This is a genomic window from Tritonibacter sp. AK171, from assembly GCF_030127025.1.
Classification (GTDB): Bacteria; Pseudomonadota; Alphaproteobacteria; order Rhodobacterales; family Rhodobacteraceae; genus Epibacterium; species Epibacterium mobile.
This window is the reverse complement of the sequence record NZ_CP126134.1, coordinates 394,976-415,855: the sequence shown is the minus strand read 5'-3', so window position 1 is coordinate 415,855 and position 20,880 is coordinate 394,976. Positions and strand designations below refer to the sequence as shown.

Annotated in this window: 14 protein-coding genes and 1 tRNA gene; 11 read left to right on the top strand and 4 right to left on the bottom strand. The window is 59.5% G+C overall.

The genetic code is table 11. The features are described from left to right. Positions 1-9 precede the first annotated feature (9 nt). The 11 genes from paaZ to QNI81_RS01935 all read left to right on the top strand — a co-directional run bounded on the left by paaZ (position 10) and on the right by QNI81_RS01935 (position 15,481). Positions 10-2,040, top strand: coding sequence for a phenylacetic acid degradation bifunctional protein PaaZ (gene paaZ, locus QNI81_RS01985; protein WP_283967190.1), 2,031 nt, complete (start codon positions 10-12; stop codon positions 2,038-2,040). A 78-nt stretch (positions 2,041-2,118) separates the two neighbouring features. Beyond that, the gene (locus QNI81_RS01980; RefSeq protein ID WP_283967189.1) at positions 2,119-2,976 is read left to right on the top strand and encodes a PaaX family transcriptional regulator C-terminal domain-containing protein; all 858 of its coding nucleotides are present in this window, start codon (positions 2,119-2,121) and stop codon (positions 2,974-2,976) included. A gap of 114 nt (positions 2,977-3,090) precedes the next feature. Next, positions 3,091-3,167: transfer RNA gene (locus tag QNI81_RS01975), tRNA-Met, on the top strand. Positions 3,168-3,306: 139 nt separating this feature from the next. Continuing rightward, on the top strand, positions 3,307-6,081 hold the full coding sequence (locus tag QNI81_RS01970) for a PAS domain-containing hybrid sensor histidine kinase/response regulator (protein WP_283967188.1): 2,775 nt from the start codon (positions 3,307-3,309) through the stop codon (positions 6,079-6,081). Positions 6,082-6,191: 110 nt separating this feature from the next. Beyond that, a complete protein-coding gene (locus tag QNI81_RS01965; RefSeq protein WP_283967187.1) occupies positions 6,192-8,468 on the top strand; it encodes a methyl-accepting chemotaxis protein in 2,277 nt (758 codons plus the stop codon). Positions 8,469-8,670: 202 nt separating this feature from the next. Beyond that, positions 8,671-9,702, top strand: a complete 1,032-nt coding sequence (locus tag QNI81_RS01960) for a LacI family DNA-binding transcriptional regulator (protein ID WP_126136320.1) — start codon at positions 8,671-8,673, stop codon at positions 9,700-9,702. A 130-nt stretch (positions 9,703-9,832) separates the two neighbouring features. After that, complete coding sequence (locus tag QNI81_RS01955; RefSeq protein ID WP_283967186.1) at positions 9,833-11,143, top strand: ABC transporter substrate-binding protein; 1,311 nt, start codon at positions 9,833-9,835, stop codon at positions 11,141-11,143. Between the two features lie 104 nt (positions 11,144-11,247). Next, entirely contained in the window at positions 11,248-12,114 is an 867-nt protein-coding gene (locus QNI81_RS01950) for a carbohydrate ABC transporter permease (protein ID WP_110364526.1), read from the top strand. Positions 12,115-12,129: 15 nt separating this feature from the next. Continuing rightward, entirely contained in the window at positions 12,130-12,960 is an 831-nt protein-coding gene (locus tag QNI81_RS01945; RefSeq protein WP_009176252.1) for a carbohydrate ABC transporter permease, read from the top strand. Between the two features lie 12 nt (positions 12,961-12,972). Then, complete coding sequence (locus tag QNI81_RS01940) at positions 12,973-13,980, top strand: ABC transporter ATP-binding protein (protein WP_283967185.1); 1,008 nt, start codon at positions 12,973-12,975, stop codon at positions 13,978-13,980. Between the two features lie 25 nt (positions 13,981-14,005). Beyond that, the gene (locus tag QNI81_RS01935) at positions 14,006-15,481 is read left to right on the top strand and encodes a mannitol dehydrogenase family protein (RefSeq protein ID WP_283967184.1); all 1,476 of its coding nucleotides are present in this window, start codon (positions 14,006-14,008) and stop codon (positions 15,479-15,481) included. A gap of 37 nt (positions 15,482-15,518) precedes the next feature. Here QNI81_RS01935 and QNI81_RS01930 read toward each other — a convergent pair whose 3' ends face one another. The 4 genes from QNI81_RS01930 to QNI81_RS01915 all read right to left on the bottom strand — a co-directional run bounded on the left by QNI81_RS01930 (position 15,519) and on the right by QNI81_RS01915 (position 20,492). After that, positions 15,519-15,914 carry a hypothetical protein gene (locus QNI81_RS01930; RefSeq protein WP_283967183.1) on the bottom strand — a complete coding sequence of 132 codons (396 nt, stop codon included), beginning with the start codon at positions 15,912-15,914 and terminating at the stop codon, positions 15,519-15,521. 212 nt (positions 15,915-16,126) lie between these two features. Next, the gene (locus QNI81_RS01925; RefSeq protein WP_283967182.1) at positions 16,127-17,548 is read right to left on the bottom strand and encodes an alkaline phosphatase D family protein; all 1,422 of its coding nucleotides are present in this window, start codon (positions 17,546-17,548) and stop codon (positions 16,127-16,129) included. A gap of 312 nt (positions 17,549-17,860) precedes the next feature. Then, the gene (locus QNI81_RS01920) at positions 17,861-18,559 is read right to left on the bottom strand and encodes a fumarylacetoacetate hydrolase family protein (protein ID WP_283967181.1); all 699 of its coding nucleotides are present in this window, start codon (positions 18,557-18,559) and stop codon (positions 17,861-17,863) included. Positions 18,560-18,824: 265 nt separating this feature from the next. Then, complete coding sequence (locus QNI81_RS01915) at positions 18,825-20,492, bottom strand: BCCT family transporter (protein ID WP_283967180.1); 1,668 nt, start codon at positions 20,490-20,492, stop codon at positions 18,825-18,827. Positions 20,493-20,880: the final 388 nt, after the last annotated feature.

Genomic DNA, 20,880 nt, shown 5'->3' with positions numbered 1-20,880 from the left:
ACCCGAGACATGTGCCCGAAAGATGTGGCGAGCTTTGCCGCCGGAGAATGGATCGCACCGGACAAGAGCGCACGCGAGATTGCCTCAGCCATCACCGGAGAGGTGATCGCCCGCGCAGGCAATGCCACGCTCGATGTGCAAGCGATGCTCGATTATGCCCGCGATACGGGCGGCCCCGCCCTGCGCGCCATGACGTTCCATGACCGCGCCCGCATGCTCAAGGCGCTGGCACAGCATTTGGACGCCCACAAACACGACCTGTATGACCTCAGCTTTGACACTGGCGCGACCCAAAAGGACCACCTGATCGACGTGGACGGCGGCATCGGCACGGTGTTTGTCTTTGCCTCCAAGGGGCGGCGCGAGATGCCCGACAGCACGGTCTATGCAGACGGCGCGGTCGAGCAACTGTCGCGCCACGGCAGCTTTATGGGCCAGCACATCTGCACCTCGCTGCCCGGTGTTGCAGTGCATATCAACGCGTTCAACTTCCCGGTCTGGGGCATGCTGGAAAAGCTCGCCCCCACCCTGCTCGCCGGTGTTCCGGCCATTGTAAAACCAGCCACCGCCACCTGCTACGTCACCGAAGCTGCGGTGCGCCTGATGCTGGACAGCGGCCTTCTGCCCGAGGGCGCGCTACAGTTGGTAAGCGGCGGAATTGGCGACATGCTGGACCGGCTGACCTGTCAGGATGTGGTGAGCTTTACCGGCTCTGCCGCAACCGCGCTGAAGCTGCGCCAAACGCCTGCAGTCGTTGAAAACTCCGTGCGGTTCGTGGCGGAACAAGACAGCCTCAATGCGTCGATCCTCGGCCCCGACGCAGCACCCGGCAGCGTGGAATTCGACCTATTCCTCAAGGAAGTGCAGCGCGAAATGACCACCAAGGCGGGGCAGAAATGTACCGCGATCCGCCGCATCATAGTGCCAGACACACAAGTCGACGCGGTCATCGACGGGCTGAGCACCGCGCTGGCAAAAATCACTATTGGCGACCCGCGCGCCGACAGCACCCGCATGGGCGCGCTGGTCTCGGCCGCGCAGAAACGTGATGTGCTGGAGCAAACCGCCAAGATCGCAACCGAAGCCACCCGCGTCTTTGGCGACCCCGACGACTTCACCGTTGAGGGCGCCGACAAGGACAAGGGTGCTTTTGTGCCGCCGATGCTGTTCCATTGCGCTGACCCGGACGCCGCCCAACATGTCCACGACACCGAAGCCTTTGGCCCCGTTTCCACCGTGATGGGTTATCGCGACCTTGCGCATGCCGCCGAACTGGCCAATCGCGGCCAAGGCTCCCTCGTGGCCTCGCTCATCACTGCCGACCCTGCGGTGGCGCGTGAGGTGACACTGAATATCGCGGCCTTCCATGGGCGGGTCTATATCAACAACGCCACCTCCATGAAGGAATCCACCGGCCACGGCTCTCCCCTGCCCCATATGGTGCACGGCGGCCCCGGTCGCGCGGGCGGCGGCGAGGAACTGGGCGGTGTGCGTGCGGTGAAACACTACATGCAACGCACCGCGGTGCAGGGCTCGCCCGAGATCCTGTCGGCCATTATCGGCAAATGGGTGCCCGGCAGCCCGGAGACCACCGGCCCGGCGCATCCCTTCACCCGGCGCTTTGGCGACTTGGCCATTGGCGAGACGCTTCACACCGCACCGCGCACCGTGACCAGCGACGACATCGCGCATTTTGCGCAGTTCACGGGTGATACCTTCTATGCCCACATGGATGACGCCGCCGCCGAACGGAACCCGTTCTTCCCGGGCCGCGTCGCACATGGCTATCTGCTGTTGTCCTTTGCTGCGGGCATGTTCGTGCAGCCGGACGAGGGTCCGGTTCTGGCCAACACCGGTCTCGACAACCTGCGGTTCATGAAACCGGTGGTGCCGGGCGACAGCATCAAGGTGCGCCTCACCGTCAAGGCCAAGACCCCGCGCAACGAGGAATATGGCGAAATACGCTGGCACGTGACGCTCACCAATCAGGACGACGAACTGGTGGCGGAGTATGAACTGCTGACGATGGTTGCATTCTGAACGCACCCACCTGGGATGTGATATCAGCATATTTTGATGGGGCTGGCGCTCAATCGCACCAGCCCCTATCGTGTTTTTATGACACTGGACACACATGACTGGTTTGCCACCGCGCTATCAGCGCTTGCAGAGCCGCAGGGCCAGCGGGTCTGGTCCATCATCATCTCTTTTCTCGGCGACATGGCGCAGGATGAGGGCGCAGGTATCAGCAGCGCCGCTCTGACCCGTGTGATTACACCCCTTGGGATCAAGCCCGAAGCCATTCGTGTTGCGCTGCACCGCCTGCGCAAGGACGGTTGGACCGAGAGCGAGCGTCGCGGTCGTGGCTCGCGTCATTTCCTGACACCCTATGGTCGCGCACAATCTGCGCTGGTTACGCCGCGGATATATGCCCGCACCGCTTGCCAAACGCGGGCGTGGCATCTGCTCATCGCGGGCACGCCCGAGGGTCTGGAAGCACTGGACGCACTCGGTGAACACAGACCGCAACGGGCGATCCGCATCAACCGTCATACTGGCCTTGCCACAGGACACGCCGAGCCTACCGCGACAGCTGCGCCAGACATGCTGGTCGCCAATATTGAGATTGCTCATGTCCCACAGTGGCTCCAAGAAGAACTGTTCCCGGAGCCATTGCGCCAAAGCTGCGCCGAACTGGATCGCGCCCTTGCTCCCCTTGGCCCACCCCCTGAACTAAACCCGCTGCAACGCGCCTGCCTGCGCACGCTGCTGGTCCATCGCTGGCGTCGCATTGCTCTGCGCCACCCGGATCTGCCGAATGCCTTTCACCCTGGCGACTGGGCCGGGGAATCCTGCCGTTCACGGGTCTTCGCCCTTCTCGATCAGCTGCCGCTGCCGAAACTGATCGAGCTTGAAGATGCCTCTCCCCTGCCGTCGGCACAAATATCGCCCCTCGCAGCAGAGGTAACTGACTGAGTTCAAACAAGATGCGTTAGAGCGTGGAAAAAACTTCCTGAAAATTCCGCATCTTTTTGTTTTCGCACTTGACCCTATCGGTGGCATTCCGTAAATCGCCTCCACACAGCGAGCGGCGGAGTAGCTCAGTTGGTTAGAGCAGCGGAATCATAATCCGCGTGTCGGGGGTTCAAGTCCCTCCTCCGCTACCACTGTTTTCAATCCCAACATTGAAACAGTTTGTGACCTTATTCTTTTGGCATTTGCGACCTTAAACTCCGTGCGGGTTTGCTGCAATTTGCTGGGAAAATTGCACCGATCCTTAAGGATACCCGGTCTACTCTCTCCCATATGAGCATCCGACCGGCCCCTTTATCCAAGGACGACGCCTCTGATCGTCTGACAGCGCCCGCGCCCCCGCGCGAGGGCGCGCTGCACGAGTTGCATGTCACCAACGCCATGCTGGACGGGATTGAGGCGATGACGAGCGCCGAGACCCAAGAAACAGTCCTGCAGGCGCTGAGCGAGACGCTCCAGTCCACCACCGGCGCGCAAGAGGTGTTGGTCTTTGGGGATGTGAGCGAACGCCACTTCGGCAGCCCAGAGAGCCAACCGACCGTGCTGTTTCCGCCAAAATACGGACGCGCGCTGGAGGTTGAACAAATAGAGTGGTTCGCGCGCCGTCGCCAGATCCGTGATCTCAGCCGTTGTCGCACCCCCGCCGCTGCCAGCCTATGCGGCCATAGCGAGGGCAGCCTGATCGCCACGCCCTGCCGCCGCAAGAACGGCCGGCTCATGGTTGTGCTGTGCTGGCATCAGGAACCCGGCTTTTTTGACGAGAGCAAAGCGCAGGTTCTATCCCGTCTCACCGCCATCACAAGTCATGCACTGCGCGGCATCCGCATGGACGACCGCCAATCGCTGCTCGCCTCGGTTCTTGAGAATGCCGAGGTTCCCGTGATGCTGGTCAACCCCGCCGATCAAGGCGGCGATGTGGTCTATGTGAACGCCGCGTATGAGGTGATGTCCGGGCGCACACTCTCTGAAATGCTGGGCATGATGTTTATCACCGAGCGGTTTCGCCCCGGCGCGGATCTGGACAACCTGTGCAACGCCTTTGCCGATGGCCAGCGGGGACGGTTCCGCATCCTGAACACCAAAAAGGACGGCGCCCCATTCCTCGATGAGATCAGTCTGACCCCGATCCGCAGCGATTCTGGAACGCTACGCTACCTTCTGGCCACCCACACGGATGTCACCGAACACGCGCAAACGCAGCTGGTGGTGCATCAGCTCGAACAACGTATCGAATCCGCAATGGAGGCTGTCACCAGCGCTATTCTGGCAACCGGCGCCGACGGAGAGGTGCTTTATACCAACACCGCCATGCGCAGCCTCCTGCACGAATTATACGGCACCGAGATGCGCCCACATCAGGCCATCGCCACCTTTATCAAAAGCGTCGAAGACAGTGATCAGCGGGTCGAGGTCACCTGCAGCGACGGAACCATCTTCCTTGTGCGCAGCTTTGACAGCAGCGAAGGCGGTCGCGTCATCACCGGCACCGATATCACGGACATCAAGCGCACAAAACGTGTGCTGCAGCAGCGCGCCGCCGCCATGGACAGCACCGCTGAGGGCATCGCCATTGTCGAGCGCACCGCCCGCATCAATTATGCCAACCCGGCATTTGCCCGCATCTTTGGTACAGAAAACCCCGACGACATCATTGGGGAAAGCTGGTGCAAAGCCTTTCGTGACGAAGACGTCGCCCGCCTCTCCTCCGAGGTTCGCCCAAAGGTCGCAACCGAAGGCTGCGCGCAGATCGAAATGCGGGCCAACTTGGCGGATGGGGAGCGCACGTTTGAGGTCTGCGTCACCCGCATTGACGAAAAAATGCGCATCGTGGTGGCGCGCGACATCACCCGCCGAATTGAGTATGAAAGAGCCCGCACCAGCTTTGAACAAAAGCTGCATGACTTCGAGAAAAACGAAAGCATAGGCCGTCTGGCCGCTGGCGTTGCACATGATTTCAATAACTTGCTGGCGGTGATCAACGGGCACTCCGCTTTGCTGAATGATCGCACGCCGCCGGATAAGGTCCAACTTTATTCCAACCGCATCAGCGAGGCATCTTCGCGCGCGGCAAAGATGATCAACCGCTTCCTTGATCTTGGCATGTCCACCGATCAGCAAAGCATGATCGACCTGCGCAATCTGTTGACGGAATCTCAGGATCTGCTGCACAGCGCACTGTCTGCCGACACACGCTTTACGCTGGATCTGGACGAAGACGAGATGGAGATGCTCTGCTCGCCGTCCGATCTGCTGCGTGTGGCGCTGAACCTCGTGCAAAACGCTCAGGACGCATTGGGGAACACGCCTGGTCGCATCCACCAATGCCTCAAACGCCTGCCCGGCGTTGATCTGATGGATCTGCGACTTGATGTGGGACAGATCGACCCGGACCAGATCTATGCGCGCTACGCCGTCGAAGACAGCGGCAGCGGCATTCCCAGCGACGTGCGGGAGCGTCTGTTTAATGAACATTGCTCCACCAAAGGCCAGCGCGGCAGTGGCATTGGCATGATGGCAATCGCTGAAATCATACGGAACCACGACGGTGCCATTCGCCTTTTGACCGAAGAAGGCAAAGGCACGCGGGTGGAAATCTTCCTGCCGCTCTCAGATTACTCTCTCACCCGGATCAGCGAACAGGACATCGGTTCGGTGCGGCTCGACGGGCAGTTGGTGTTGCTGGTGGATGATGATGCGCAGGTCGCTGAATCGATTGCCGCCTTTCTGGAGCGCCTCGGGGCTGAGGTCAGCATCTGCCTGCACCCCGATGAGGCTCTCGAAGCCATTGAAGAAGATCCGGGCCTGTGGTCCTTCCTTGTGACCGACTACAATATGCCGGGGCAAAACGGCGGCCAACTGGCGCGGGCGGCAAAAACTGCGGATGGGGATTTGCCGATCGTCATCGTCACAGCACTCGCACGCAAGCTCTCTGATCCCAACCTGACCGAAGATGTGATCAGCGCCTTGCTTGGGAAACCCGTTGATCTCAACACGCTCGCCCATTTGATCGCGCAACACGGCCGCATCAACAGCGCCGAGTCCACATAGCAGCCCCTTCGCCGCCCGCAGAACGCCAGCGAAGACCGCAAAACAGAATATTAGGAAACATATGCGACCCTTTGGGGATGCGCACTGCCCTGCCGTAAGGAGAACTCCCTGTGTTGCTGAAACCTTCGAGTGTTTCACTCAAGCTCAAACTACCCGTTCTGATGGTCGCCCTGACGGTGGCATTTGTGGTGACGGTGTCGTTCCTGATCTATACGATGGCAGAACGCAGCATCCGGGAGAATGTCGCCTCCGCCAAAGCCTCCAAGGCACAAGCCGGGGCGCAGGCGCTCAGTTTCAGCATTGGCGCAGCACAGCGCGATGTGGCAAATCTCGCCGCCCTGCCCACCACGTTTCGCGCGATCAACAACTTTGAGCGCGTGATCGGCATGGTGGAGGCGGATGATAAGATCGGCTACCTCAAAAAACACTTCATCACCGACAATCCCAACGCCGAAGACCAGCGCGCAGAACTTGTGGACCCGGGTGATGGCTCTTATTACAGCCAATCCCATGTCACCTATCACCCGACATTCGTACAAACCGCCACGCTCAACCGCTATTCCGATATCTACCTGATCACCCCGGCAGGGCTTGTCGCCTACACGGTTCAAAAGAATGGAGATTTCGCCGAAGACATCACCGGCGACCTGCTCGCGGACAGCGCGCTAGCCCGCGTGGCGCAGGCGGCGCTGAATGCAGAACCCGGCAGCGTCGTGGTGGAGGATTTCTCCGCCTACAGCCCTGCTGACAGCGTCGGCGCCTTCCTTGCTTCCCCCATCCTGAACAAACGCGGCCAGCCTGTCGGCGCAATCGCGGTGCGTATTGGCACCGATTTTGTGCAATCCGCCCTCAGCGCCAATCTTGAGGCAGACGGGCATGAGAACATTTACTTGATTGGCCCCGATGGCGCCGCAAAAAGCCCCGGCATGATCCCCGGTGCCTTTGAAATGCTAAGCAAACTTCCAGACGCTCCGCATATCACCGCCGCCCGTCAGGGCGAGGCCGGTCAGTTCGCGCAAACGCAGACCGCATCTGGCGAACCCGCTGCCGCCGTCGTTATTCCATTGGCACTCAACGGGTTTAACTGGTCGGTTGTCATGGAAACCGATGATGCCGAAGCCTTTGCGATGATTTACCGTATTCGATGGATGGTCCTGTCGCTGATTGGCGCGTCCGTTGTGGTATCCATCGGCGTCTCCTGGGCCGCGGCAAACCGTGTGACCCGGCCGATCCACCACCTGCGCGACGCCACCAATGCCTTGGCGCAGGAGGACTACGACATCGCCATCTCCGGGCTGGACCGAGGCGACGAATTTGGCGACCTGGCCCGCAGCCTCGACACGTTTCGCGACAAACTGAAGCTCGCGGATGAGGCCGCGGCCAGAGAAGAAGAAGCCAAGCGCGAGACCGACTATGTGGTCGAGGAAATGAGCCACGCGCTGTCGCAGCTTCAGGATGGGAACCTGATCTGTGAGATCGACGGCCCCTTCTCGCCCGACTATGAGACCTTGCGGGAAAACTACAATCACAGCCTGCAAAACCTGCGCACCTCCCTGCGCGAGGTGGTCGAAGCCGCCCGGCATGTGGACCGCTTCTCGCAAGAGCAGCGCGCCTCTGCCAACGAAATGGCTGAACGCACCGAAAGCCAGGGCTCCACGTTGGAGAAGACCGCGACCGCGATGCAGGATCTGACCCAGCGTTTGCGCGACACCGCAGAAAAGGCGACCGAGGTCGACAGCACCATGCGCGGCACGCGCCGCGAAGCCGAACAAAGCAATGAAGTGGTGCGCTCTGCCGTTGCTGCGATGGATCAGATCCAGCAGGCGTCTTCTGAGATCTCAAAGATCATCAATATGATCGACGACATCGCGTTTCAGACCAACCTCCTCGCTCTCAATGCCGGGGTTGAGGCTGCCCGCGCAGGCGAGGCAGGCGCCGGATTTGCTGTTGTCGCCTCAGAAGTCCGCAACCTTGCGCGCCGCGCATCCGAAGCCGCAGGTGAGATCAAAACCCTCACCTCCACCAGCGAAGAGCATGTGGCAAACGGGGTTTCCATGGTGGACAAAGCCGGCAATGCACTCACCAGCATTATTGAACAAGTCACATCCGTGAGTGACCTGATTTCGGAAATCGCGGGTGGGGTGCAGCACCAATCGCAAGGGCTTGAGGATATCAATGCGGCCATTCGTGAATTGGATTCCGTAACCCAGCAGAACACCGCAATGGCCGAAGAAGCCTCCGCCTCCAGCCAGTTGTTGCAAAGCGAGGCCCGCACGCTTTCGCGCGTAACCGGGCGCTTTCAGATCGACACCCCGATGAGCGCAGATGCCCCTTCCTCGTGGGACAGTGACGCACATGATGCGCCCACAACTGCCCGTTCAGCCTGACTTCAGCGGAGACATCAGACAGGCAAACGCAAGGCTCCCGTGCATGTGATGTCGGGGCCTTGCGTTTTTTGTTAAAACAAGGGATCAGCCTTCAACGTGCCTTGCAAAAAGTTTGCGCCCGCAAAGATTTGAGCGCACTATTGGCGCGAAAGCGAAGAGAGCGCCGCACGCATTTCGGGTGGCGTCGTGATCAGGAGGGGCCATGTCAGAGTCAAAAATCCGCAATATGGAAGAGCTGGCCAGCGTCAGCGGCATCTCCCGACCCACGCTTTCGAAATACTTCAACGACCCCGAAAGTGTCCGCGCCTCGACCCGCAAAAAGGTTGAGGCAGCCCTAGAGACCTATGACTATCAGCCCAACATCTACGCGATGAACCAGAACCGGCGGCTGACCAAGAATATCGGCATCGTTGTCCCCTACCTCGCCGACCCGTTCTTTGCCGAGATCGCGCGCGTGATCGAAAATCTGGTCATTCAAGGCGGCTTTCGCCCGATCCTCCTCAGCTCTCATGGCGGCACCGGGCAAGAGATCGAAAACCTCGACTCACTGCGCTCGATCCGACCGGCCGGGGTTTTGCTGGCCCCGCTGGGTCGCAACTCTGACGTGGCCGCGATCGAACGCTTCTGTGCTGATGTGCCAACCGTTTTATTTGACAACAGCATTGGCGATCTCGGCGAAGCCTTCTTTGGTCTCGACAATCCTCAAAGCATTAAAATGATGGTGAATTACCTCTTTGAGACAGGCGAGCCGCCGATTTTCTTTGAGATGCGGACACCCACCAACCCCAATGCCTATAAACGCCGCAATGCCTATATTGAGTCGATGGAAGCCTTGGATCTAGAGCCCAAGCTGATCCAGATCGAAGGCGATACATGGGACTTTGAAGAAATCGGTTACCGGGGCGGATTGGAGGCCATACGCACGCGCCAACTGACCACTGACACTGTGTTATGTTCAAATGACCGTCTGGCGATTGGGTTCCTGGCCGCCGCCTACGAATGCGGGCTGCGGGTCGGGTCAGGGACGGGCTGCGCCCTGCGTGTCGCGGGCCACGACGACCACCCTTATGCGCGCTTCACCTGCCCGCCGCTCACCACCGTGGCACAGGATTATTCCGCCATCGCGACCCGCAGCGTTGAGGCGATTCTCAAGCTGATCGAATCGGGCGAGCGCGCCGAGCAACGCGACACCACCCTGTTTGAAGGCACATTGATCAAACGCGCCTCCGCCTGAGCGACACCCTAAGTGCTTGAGTTCACGTCACTCATCATCATAATTTTACGCGCGTAAATATTTTATTGACGATAACCCCTCCCGCGCCCTACCGTGATTGCATCACATCCAGACACTAGGGAGGAAACGGATGTACCTGAGAAACGCACTTTGTGCGGCATCTGCACTTGCAGTCATGGCGGCTGGCGCCGTTCAGGCCGAAACCACGGTGACCATTGCCACCGTCAACAACGGCGACATGATCCGCATGCAGGGTCTGGCTGACGATTTCACCGCACAACACCCCGACATTAAACTGGAATGGGTCACGCTTGAGGAAAACGTGCTCCGTCAACGTGTCACGCAGGACATCGCCTCTAAGGGCGGTCAGTTCGATGTGATGACCATTGGCACCTATGAGGTCCCGATCTGGGCCAAGAACAACTGGCTGGTCTCGCTCAACGACATGCCTGCGGAATGGGACGCCGACGACATCCTGCCCGCGATCCGTGGTGGTCTGACCGTTGACGGCGAGCTGTATGCCGCACCGTTCTACGGCGAAAGCTCCATGGTGATGTACCGCACCGACCTGATGGAAAAAGCGGGCCTCGAGATGCCCGACGCCCCCACATGGGAGTTCATCAAGGAAGCCGCCGCAGGCATGAGCGACAAGGACAACGAAGTCTACGGCATCTGCCTGCGCGGCAAGGCGGGCTGGGGCGAGAACATGGCCTTCCTGACCGCCATGTCCAACTCCTTTGGCGCCAAGTGGTTCGATGAGAACTGGACCGCGCAATTTGACTCCGAGGCATGGAAAACCACCCTCACCTTCTACATGGACCTGATGACGAACTACGGCCCTCCGGGTGCTTCTACCAACGGGTTCAATGAAAACCTGTCGCTGTTCCAGCAGGGCAAATGCGGCATGTGGATCGACGCCACCGTTGCGGCATCCTTTGTGACCAATCCTGACGACTCCACCGTGGCCGATAAGGTCGGCTTTGCACTGGCGCCGGACAATGGCCTCGGCAAACGCGGCAACTGGCTCTGGGCCTGGACACTGGCGGTTCCGGCTGGGTCCGACGCCACCGATGAGGCCAAGACCTTTATCGAATGGGCCACCTCCAAGGGTTACACCGAGCTGGTCGCCTCCAAGGAAGGCTGGGCCAATGTGCCTCCGGGCACCCGCACCTCGCTCTATGAGAACCAGAACTATCTCGACGCAGCACCGTTTGCGGAGATGACCCTGAACTCGATCAACGCCGCCGACCCGACCAACCCCTCTGTGGACCCGGTTCCCTATACCGGCGTGCAATTTGTGGCGATCCCGGAATTTGCGGGCATCGGCACGCAGGTCGGTCAGGAATTCTCGGCAGCACTGGCCGGTCAGCAATCCGTGGATGAGGCGCTTAAAAAAGCACAGGCCCTCACCACCGACGAAATGGAAGCCGCAGGCTACTAACGTCACTCCTCCTCGGCCAGGGCTTTCGCATCTCGCGAACCCTGGCCCTTTTTCTCTCTGTCGCAGTCTTGGATGGGCCTGACCCATCTGACGAGGAGTCCCCCATGGCAACCCAGCATTCCCGCTCTGCCGCGCGCATCATGATGGCCCCGGCTGTCATCCTGCTGCTCGGTTGGATGCTCGTTCCGCTGACAATGACCCTTCTTTTTTCGTTCAAGAAGTATCTCCCCCTGCGGGGCGGCGATCTGGGTTGGGTCGGCTTTGACAACTACCTTCGATTTGTTTCGTCCTCTGCCTTCTGGCCCAGCGTGCAGGCGACGCTTGTGATCGTCGGCGGTGTTCTGGCCATCACCGTCATCTTTGGCGTGTTGCTGGCGCTGCTTTTGGATCAGCCGATGTGGGGACAGGGGATCGTGCGGATCCTTGTAATTGCACCCTTTTTCGTGATGCCAACCGTGTCCGCGCTGGTCTGGAAGAACATGTTCATGGACCCCGTGAACGGGCTCTTTGCGCATCTTTGGAAAGCCTTCGGCGCGGAGCCGATCTCTTGGCTCTCTGAGGCGTCGATGCAGTCGATCATCCTGATCGTCAGCTGGCAGTGGCTGCCCTTTGCGACGCTGATCCTGCTGACCGCGATCCAGTCGCTCGACAGTGAGCAGCTTGAGGCGGCAGAGATGGATGGCGCAAGCCCCCTCGCCCGCTTTGGCTATATCATCCTGCCCCACCTTGGCCGGGCGATCACCGTTGTGGTTCTGATCCAGACGATCTTTCTGCTGTCGATCTTTGCCGAGATCTTTGTGACCACCCAAGGCTCCTTTGGCACCCGCACACTGACCTATCTGATCTTCCAGCGTGTCTTGGAAAGCCAGAACGTCGGCCTCGGCTCCGCTGGCGGTGTCTATGCCATCATCCTTGCCAATATCGTTGCCGCATTCCTGATGCGCATCGTCGGCAAGAACCTCGACGCGTAAGGGAGGACCACCGATATGGCACGTTCTGTGACCCAACAACGCAAGGCGATCAACACCGTCGCCGCATGGGCGGTTGGTCTTTTGATCTTCTTCCCGATCCTCTGGACCATCCTGACCTCCTTCAAGACCGAGGCGCAGGCGATCAACGATCCACCGCTGTTCTTCTTCTTTGACTGGACGCTGGAAAACTACGCCGTGGTGCAGGAGCGCTCTGACTACATGCGCTTTTTGTGGAATTCGATCGCAATCGCGGGCGGCTCCACCGTGCTTGGCATCATCATCGCAATCCCGGCGGCGTGGTCGATGGCCTTTGTGCCCTCCAAACGCACCAAGGATATCCTGCTGTGGATGCTCTCGACCAAGATGCTGCCTGCGGTGGGTGTGCTCTATCCGATTTATCTGATCTTCATCCGCCTTGGGATGCTCGACAGCCGCACCGGCCTCATCATCGTGCTGATGCTGTGCAACCTGCCGATCATCGTCTGGATGCTCTACACCTATTTCAAGGAAATCCCCGGCGAAATTCTCGAAGCGGCGCGGATGGATGGCGCTGGCCTCAAAGAAGAAATCCTCTATGTGCTGACGCCGATGGCGATCCCCGGCATCGCCTCCACGCTGTTGTTGAACATCATCCTCGCGTGGAACGAGGCCTTCTGGACGCTGAACCTGACAGCAGCCAAAGCCGCGCCTCTTACGGCCTTTATCGCCAGCTACTCCAGCCCCGAGGGCCTGTTTTACGCAAAACTCAGCGCGGCCTCCACCATGGCCATCGCGCCGATCCTGATCCTTGGCTGGTTCAGCCAGAAACAACTTGTGCGCGGCCTGACCTTTGGCGCTGTGAAATAAGGACGACGAATTATGGGACGTATTACACTCGACAAAGTCACCAAGAGCTTTGGTGCAACAGAGGTCATCCCGCCGCTGGACCTGACCATCGAAGACGGCGAATTCACAGTTTTCGTCGGCCCCTCAGGCTGCGGTAAATCCACGCTCCTGCGGCTGATTGCAGGGCTTGAGGATGTGACTTCCGGCCAGATCCGCATCGACGGTCAGGATGCCACCATGACGCCGCCCGCAAAACGCGGCCTTGCCATGGTGTTTCAATCCTATGCGCTCTATCCGCATATGTCGGTACGCAAAAACATCGCCTTTCCGATGAAAATGGCAGGCATCGACGAAGCAGAACAGAACCGCCGGATTGAGTCTGCGGCCAAGGCGCTCAATCTCACCGACTATCTGGAGCGCAAACCCGGCCAGCTTTCGGGTGGTCAGCGCCAGCGCGTCGCCATTGGCCGCGCCATTGTGCGCGAACCTGCGGCGTTCCTGTTTGACGAGCCGCTCTCAAACCTAGATGCGGCACTGCGTGTCGGCATGCGGATGGAGATTTCAGAACTCCATAAAAAGCTTGCCACAACAATGATCTACGTGACTCACGATCAGGTCGAAGCCATGACCATGGCCGATAAAATCGTGGTGCTGCGTGCCGGTCATATCGAACAGGTCGGCAGCCCGCTGGAATTGTATCACAGCCCCCGCAATCTGTTTGTTGCAGGCTTCATCGGCTCGCCAAAAATGAACTTCATTGAGGGATCTGAGGCCGCAAAATACGACGCCCACACCATTGGCATCCGCCCCGAACATATCGCTATCAGCGACAGCGGGGGCACTTGGTCCGGCGTGGTTGGCGTGTCTGAACATCTGGGATCTGACACCTTCTTTCACATCCATGACACCGGGCTGGCAGAGACGATCACCGTGCGCGCCGACGGCGAGGTGGGTTTTCGCCATGGCGACCGGGTGAGCCTCACCCCGCGCACCGATGTAATGCACCGCTTTGACGCGCAAGGCCTGAGGATCACCGCATGACACTACGCGGACACTGGATGATCTGATGACGACTCTGCCCCTTTCAAATGACACTCTCGCCGCCCTGCCCGAGACCATCGCCCGCCCCTCTTATGACCGCATGGCGCTGACTCCCGGTATCGTCCACATTGGGCTTGGTAATTTCCACCGCGCCCATCAGAGCTGGTATCTGCACCGGTTGATGCAACAGGGAGAAGCTCAAGACTGGGCGATCCTTGGTGCGGGCGTGCGCCCCTATGATACCGCGATGCGCACGCGTTTGCTGGCGCAAGATTGCCTTACCACCTTGATTGAATTGTCCCCCGACACAACCTCGGCCGAGGTTGTGGGGTCGATGATCGACTATCTGCCGATTGAGGATGGCAACGGCGCACTGATCGCCGCGATGGCCCGCCCCGAGATCCGCATCGTGGCGCTGACCGTTACCGAGGGCGGCTATTACCAAGACCCGGTTGCAGGCGGTTTTGACCTCGCGCATGCCGACATTCAGCACGATATCACCATCCCCAATGCGCCGCGCACGGCCTTTGGGGCGATCGTCGCGGCCCTTGGACAGCGCCGCGCCTCAGGCACTGGCCCTTTCACCGTGCAAAGCTGCGACAACCTGCAGGGAAATGGCGATATCACCCGCCAGACCGTGCTTGGCCTTGCGCGCGCCGTGGATGCAGAGCTTGCGGATTGGATCGCGGCGCACTGCACGTTTCCAAACTCCATGGTGGATTGCATCGTCCCCGCCACCGGCCCGGCGGAGATCGCAAAAGCCGCAGAGATGGGCGTCGCCGATCAGGCCCCCGTCACGCACGAGCCTTTCCGCCAATGGGTCATTGAGGACAGTTTTTGCGCCGGACGTCCCAATTGGGACAAGGTGGGGGCGACCTTCACCGATGCGGTACATGCCTATGAGACGATGAAAATCCGCATTCTCAACGCAGGCCATCAGGTGATCGCCAACGCGGGCGAGTTGTTGTCCTGTGCAACCATCGCCGACTGTATGGAAGACGCCGATATCCGGTCTTTGTTCGAAAAAGTCGAAACCGAAGAGATCGCGCCTTATGTGCATGCGGTGCCAGAGATCACACCCGAAGCTTATGTGGCGTTGATTGCATCGCGGTTTTCCAATCCTGCAATCCGTGACACCACCCGGCGCGTGGCCTTTGATGGCTCGTCACGGCACACGGGTTTTGTGCTACCGATTCTGCGCGATGCGCTGGTGGCGAATGCCAGCATTGATGGCCTCGCCTTGGTTGAAGCGCTTTGGGCTAGGATGTGCGCTGGCACGCGCGAGGACGGCAGCGAAATCGCACCCAATGACCCAAAGTGGCAGGAATTGCAGACAGCCGCGCACGCCGCAAAATCTGCCCCCTCCGCATGGCTTCAACAGGCGGAATACTACGGCGACATTGCAGAAGACGCCCGCTTTGCAGAGCGTTTTTGCCATTGGCTCTCTGTGATCTGGACCCACGGCACCCGCACGGCCTTGCTGGCCTATGCGCGCGGCTAGCACTCCGGTGATGCGCGCCCCAAAGTGGGCGCGCAGCTCAACACCCCGGCGCTTGTGAGAGATCCGTAAGACCAAGATCTCCCAGAGATTTCAGGCTCGGTTTGGATTTCGACAGATGATCCAACCTCTGCCCCAGACCGCTCAGGCGGGGATCAGACAACATCAGGCAGGATTGGCGCATATGGCCGCTTTCGTCGCAAACCGACTGACAACGCCAGTCGAGCGGTGACATTTGCACGTCGGGCGCGTTTACCGCGCGCCGGTCGCCCAATTCATCTTGTACGCCCAGACTATGGTGCGTTGCCTGCTCTGCGTCATCTGGCAGTCGCGCCTGCGCGGGACCAGCCAGTGCCATGATCGCTAAAGCGCCCACCATAAGGCAGTTCGCAAAGCCGCACCGGCCTCCCGCCCGTCTCTCAGAGATTTCAGTCATTCACAAATGTCCCCTGCCCTTGCAATACACCGGACCACTCCGGGTCCGATGCGTGCAAAGGTCACTCACCCAATGCGCCACCCCGACGCAGGAACAGGATGCAGGAGATTTATTAACCTCTGCCTTCCGCAGCGTGGAGCCCCCTGCAGAAAGTAAGGAAAAATTCAGAAAAATTTCGCAAAGGTGAAAGCACCTGTTACGCCACTGTGACGCTATTCCAGCGGCATTGGCTCGGTGTCGCCACTGTCTTCTAGGTGCCAGACCGCGTGCCAAGTGCCGCTAGTGCGCCGCAATTCCAGATAGTTGCGTTCTGCGGTGTAGCGGTGTTTTTGCCCCGGAAGCGGATGGATGCGGATCGGATGCCCCGATACCGGCGCATCGCCCAGACCGGCAAGCGTGCCAAGACTGCGCGCATAACCCTGTGGCGGCGCGCGATGCGCAATGCCCGAAGCCACAAGCTGATGCACGCGCATCTCATCGGGGCCCATCTCTGCGCGGGTGGCAAGGTGGATTTCTCCCGACAGAACCGTCACCGGGGCGGTCTCGCGCCACTTCAGAACCTGTTTCAGCATCCGCACCCACTCGTCGCGATGCGCACGGCTTTGCCATTGGTCGCGCAGGTCATCCTCGTATTTCTGCATCGTCGGGATCATCATCATGAGCCCCTCAACCAACGAGAGCCGCGGCCCCAGCAGAGGCACGCTGGAGATCAGGAATGTATGCTCCGTGCCCGGCTCCATGGCCTCGGTGGCGGACCAGCCATAGGCTCCCATCACCTGACGCCGCCCCCGCTCGGCGCGCAAATCCGGTGCCAGCAATGTCACCCCCGGCAAGGCCCGCTGCCACGAAAGCGAGGTGCCGGTCTTATCCAGAAACAGATCGGGGATATCGGCCTCGACGGCGGCGTGCTGAAACAAGAGGTACATTTCCCGTGCCACCCGGTAGAGACATTGGCCCACTTCTGAGTAGGTTTTGCTCCGATAGAGCGATCCCCAGCCGTCACAAATATCGTGATCGTCCCAGATCGCCAGCGTTGGCACCCGTGCCATAATCCATCTCGGTGCCTCACCAAACAGGGCCTGCACATAACGCTCGGCAAAGCGCTGGCGCAGGTGATCCGCCAGATCCTCCAGCTCTTCGGCGTTGCGGGGGCGATCCGCTTTGTCTGGCCAGTCCTCGCTAAGGGGATGGCCCTGCGTGGCCTCATCGGCGTAGATCTGATCGCCCCCTTGCAAAAGCAGCGCAAAAGGCGCGCGGCGATGCGCGTCACACATATGCGCCCACATCAGGTTGCGCTCTTCTTGATCGCGGTCCAGATCCCCTTCTTCCTCGCCATTGCAGGAGGCAAAGGCGATGCGCATGTCGCCCGTCAGATCGGTCTGCACGCTATAGCTCTGATCGCCAAGGTGATAAGTGCCGTTGCTTTGCGTGAGGGTGAAATCATAGCGCCAGATGGCGTTGCGGCCGATCTCTCGCAAGAGTTTTGGTGCGTGCTGTGCGTCACCCGCTTCTAACAGATCAGGCTCTTCGCCAATCGGGAGCAAGACCATTGCTGCAACCTGCAGCGCGTCTCCCTTGAGCCCCCGATAATACAGGATAGGCCCTAGCCGCGCCGCTTCGAATTCAACAGTCATATGTCCCTCTTCTCAGTTGAGCGCGGTGTCGTTTGCCCAGACATAGGGTCTGATCTGCAGCGTGGAAACCCTCAGACACATTTGCCCCGGATCACATGCGCGCCATCGGTCTATGAGGGAACGCGACCTGCGCTTTCGGGTTCCGAGAATTCCAAACTCGCGCCCAGCGCCGACCCAGACATCCCGACAGATACCTCAAGGGGTTTCGAATGCTGACGCATCCGACCGGAGCGCAGGCGCGCGGCCTGACGGCCGCGCGCCTGCGCTCTCCTCAATAGCCGATATGCTACTCTATCTGAGGCAATCGATGCTTCAGGTCACCTGCACCACAAGCGGTGTAAGCCCCTCATATGTCAGCTCTAACCTGTCGCCCGGCACCACCGGCCCCACCCCTGAGGGCGTACCGGTCAGGATCACGTCGCCTGCAGCCAATGTGTAATACTGCGACAGATGCGCAATCATTTCCGGGATTTTCCAGATCATCTGGTTGAGGTCGCCTTGCTGGCGTGGCTCTCCGTTGACCATAAGTGTCAGCTCACCCGCCTCAGGGTGGCCAAGCGTGCTGGCCGGGGTCAGAGGGGCCACGGGCGCGGCATGTTCGAAGGATTTGCCGATTTCCCATGGGCGGCCCGCCTTTTTGGCGATGCCTTGTAAATCACGCCTCGTCATGTCGAGCGCCAGCGCATAGCCCCAGACGTGATTGAGCGCGTCCTCCTGCGCGATGTTTTGGCCTCCCTTGCCCAGCGCCACCAGCAGTTCTGCCTCGTGGTGGACGTCATTGCTCATCACCGGATAGGGAAAACGGCCAGACGTATCGAGGCTGTCGGGGGTTTTCTGAAAGAAGAAAGGGGGGTCGCGGTCAGGATCATGGCCCATCTCAATCGCATGGGCGGCGTAATTGCGGCCAATGCAATAGACCCGGCGCACGGGAAAGACCGCCGCGCTGCCCGCAATGGGTAATGCGGCTTGTGGCGGTGGCGCGATGACATATTCGGGCTGCGAGGCAGGCATAAGCGATCCTTTTCTCTTTGTTGCAAAAAGAGATAGAGGCTTTGACTGCGCAGGCCAAGGCTTGACGCGTCAGACATCTGCCGATCAAGATCCGCCCGCCCGCCCGGCCCCCGGTGGCACGCAGCCACAACGCCCACTTAACACATTGATAATCATGCGGAATGCCTACTGACCTATTGTTTCGCATGCGAAACAATAGGTCAGCAACATTGCCTTTTCACCAAGCGCCGCCTGTGACGGCACGCGGGTTTCAAACCTGAAAGGTTTACTCGCCCGCAATCTGATCCGCAGTCACAGGCAACCCCGCGCGTCCCCGAATGCTGTCACGGATGATTGCCTTGATCAAAGCCACCCCCATCAGTGCCATCACAACGGAGAACGGCAATGCGCCGATGATCATTGCGGTTTGAATTGCACCAAGCCCGCCAATGATCAGCAAGGCCCCCACAACCAGCGCCAGTGCCGCCCCCCAAAAGATGATATGTGGCCGCGCCTTTGGCCCCTCATCCCCCGCAGCATTGATGGTGTTGATGATCAACACGGCAGAATCTGCGGAGGTGACCAGATAGGTCATCAACAGGATCGCCACCACGACCGAGAACGCCCAGGCGAGCCCGTCACTCAGCAAAACCGCAAGCGTTGCATAAAGCTGATCGGAGAGCCCCGTACCAAGAATCGCGCCCTCTGCCACACCAGAAAGCTCCAGATCAATGGCAGTGCCGCCGATCAGAGCGAACCAGACGAAACACATCACGGACGGCACCAACATCGCGCCAAAGACATATTCGCGGATGGTGCGTCCACGTGAAATCCGGGCAAGGAACAGGCCGACAAATGGCGCAAATGCGATCCACCATGCCCAGTAAAAGATGGTCCAGCTGCCTTGCCAGCTCTCTAGAGCGGCACCGGTGGCAGTGCCATCATCACTCCAGACCGTGACCAACATGCGAGGAAACGCAACGAGGTAGTCATAAATCCCGGTCGCCAGCGCAGAGAGACCAAACACGGTCGAGCCAAAAAACAGGAAAAAGGCGAGCAGAAAAAAGCTCAGCGCCATATTGATATTGGAGAGCCACTTGATCCCCTTGCCCACGCCGGAAAGAGCCGAAAGGGTCGAGGCGCCCATGATGATCACCAGCGACAGAACGATCGCCACCACAGAGGCCTTTTGCGTGCCGTCGGCCTCTGTCACCAAAAGCCAGTCCCCAAAACCGATACGGCTGAGGCCCGCGACAAATTGCTCGACGCCAAAGCCAAGCGTTTGCGCCACGCCAAGCACGGTTGCAATGACCGCAACCACATCCACCGCGTGACCCGCGTATCCCGATAGTCGATCCCCGAACAAAGGTGTCAGTGCCGACCGGATCGTGAGCGGCAACCCCCGGCGATATGCAAAAAATGCCAACGCCAGACCGGTCAACGCATAGGCCCCCCAAGGTGACAGCCCCCAATGCAAGAAAGCCCATTTATAGGCCGAACGCACCGTTTCCGCGCTGCCTCCTTCGACCAGCCCCTGGATGACATCGGGGTTGTTTTGGAAATGATAGATCGGCTCTCCGGTGGCATAGGTCAAAACACCAATCCCCATACCCGCACCAAACATCATCGAGAACCACGAAAACGCCGAGAATTCTGGCCTCTCATGCTCTGCACCAAGCCGCAAACGACCCGATGTGGGCCAGATCGCAAGCCCAAGGCTGACCACCACAAAAAAGGCCACAACATAAACGTACCAGTAATTGAAACTGGCAAGGATCACCCCGTTGAGATGCGACAGCACACCTGCCGCTTGATTGGGAAAGGCCACGGCCCACAAGATCAAGGCAGCCACAAGGATTTTGGCCGTGATGGTCACATCCTTGGTAAAGCCTTTATAAAACCCGCTATCGGCAATTTTGATCTCTAGCTCCGTCAAAGGAGGTTTAAGCGGCATGACGGTGAGTCCTCTCAGTTGAAAAAGCGGTACATTGGGGCACGCATGCGCCTGTACCTTTTGGTTGCCACCGCAGCATGAATGCGCGTGTGGATTGCATGAGCGTCCTGCTTTGCCAGCGCGCGCGCCCGTGATGATCCGACAAGAATTCGCGCCAATGCGTCATGACACTGGTCCGTGATTTCGGCAGATGTCGCGAAGCTGAAAGCCCTGTCGTAAAGCCGCATATGCATCTTTGCTGCGGCGCGGCGAATCTCAAACCTCCATTGATCTGCACAAAAAACATGCAGTTTTTGAGATTTGCTGCATTTGGGATCACGGCGCAGGCGGGGATCTTTGCGCTGGTCGGATCTGCTCCTTAGGCTTGAAGCAGCCCCTGAACGCGCCT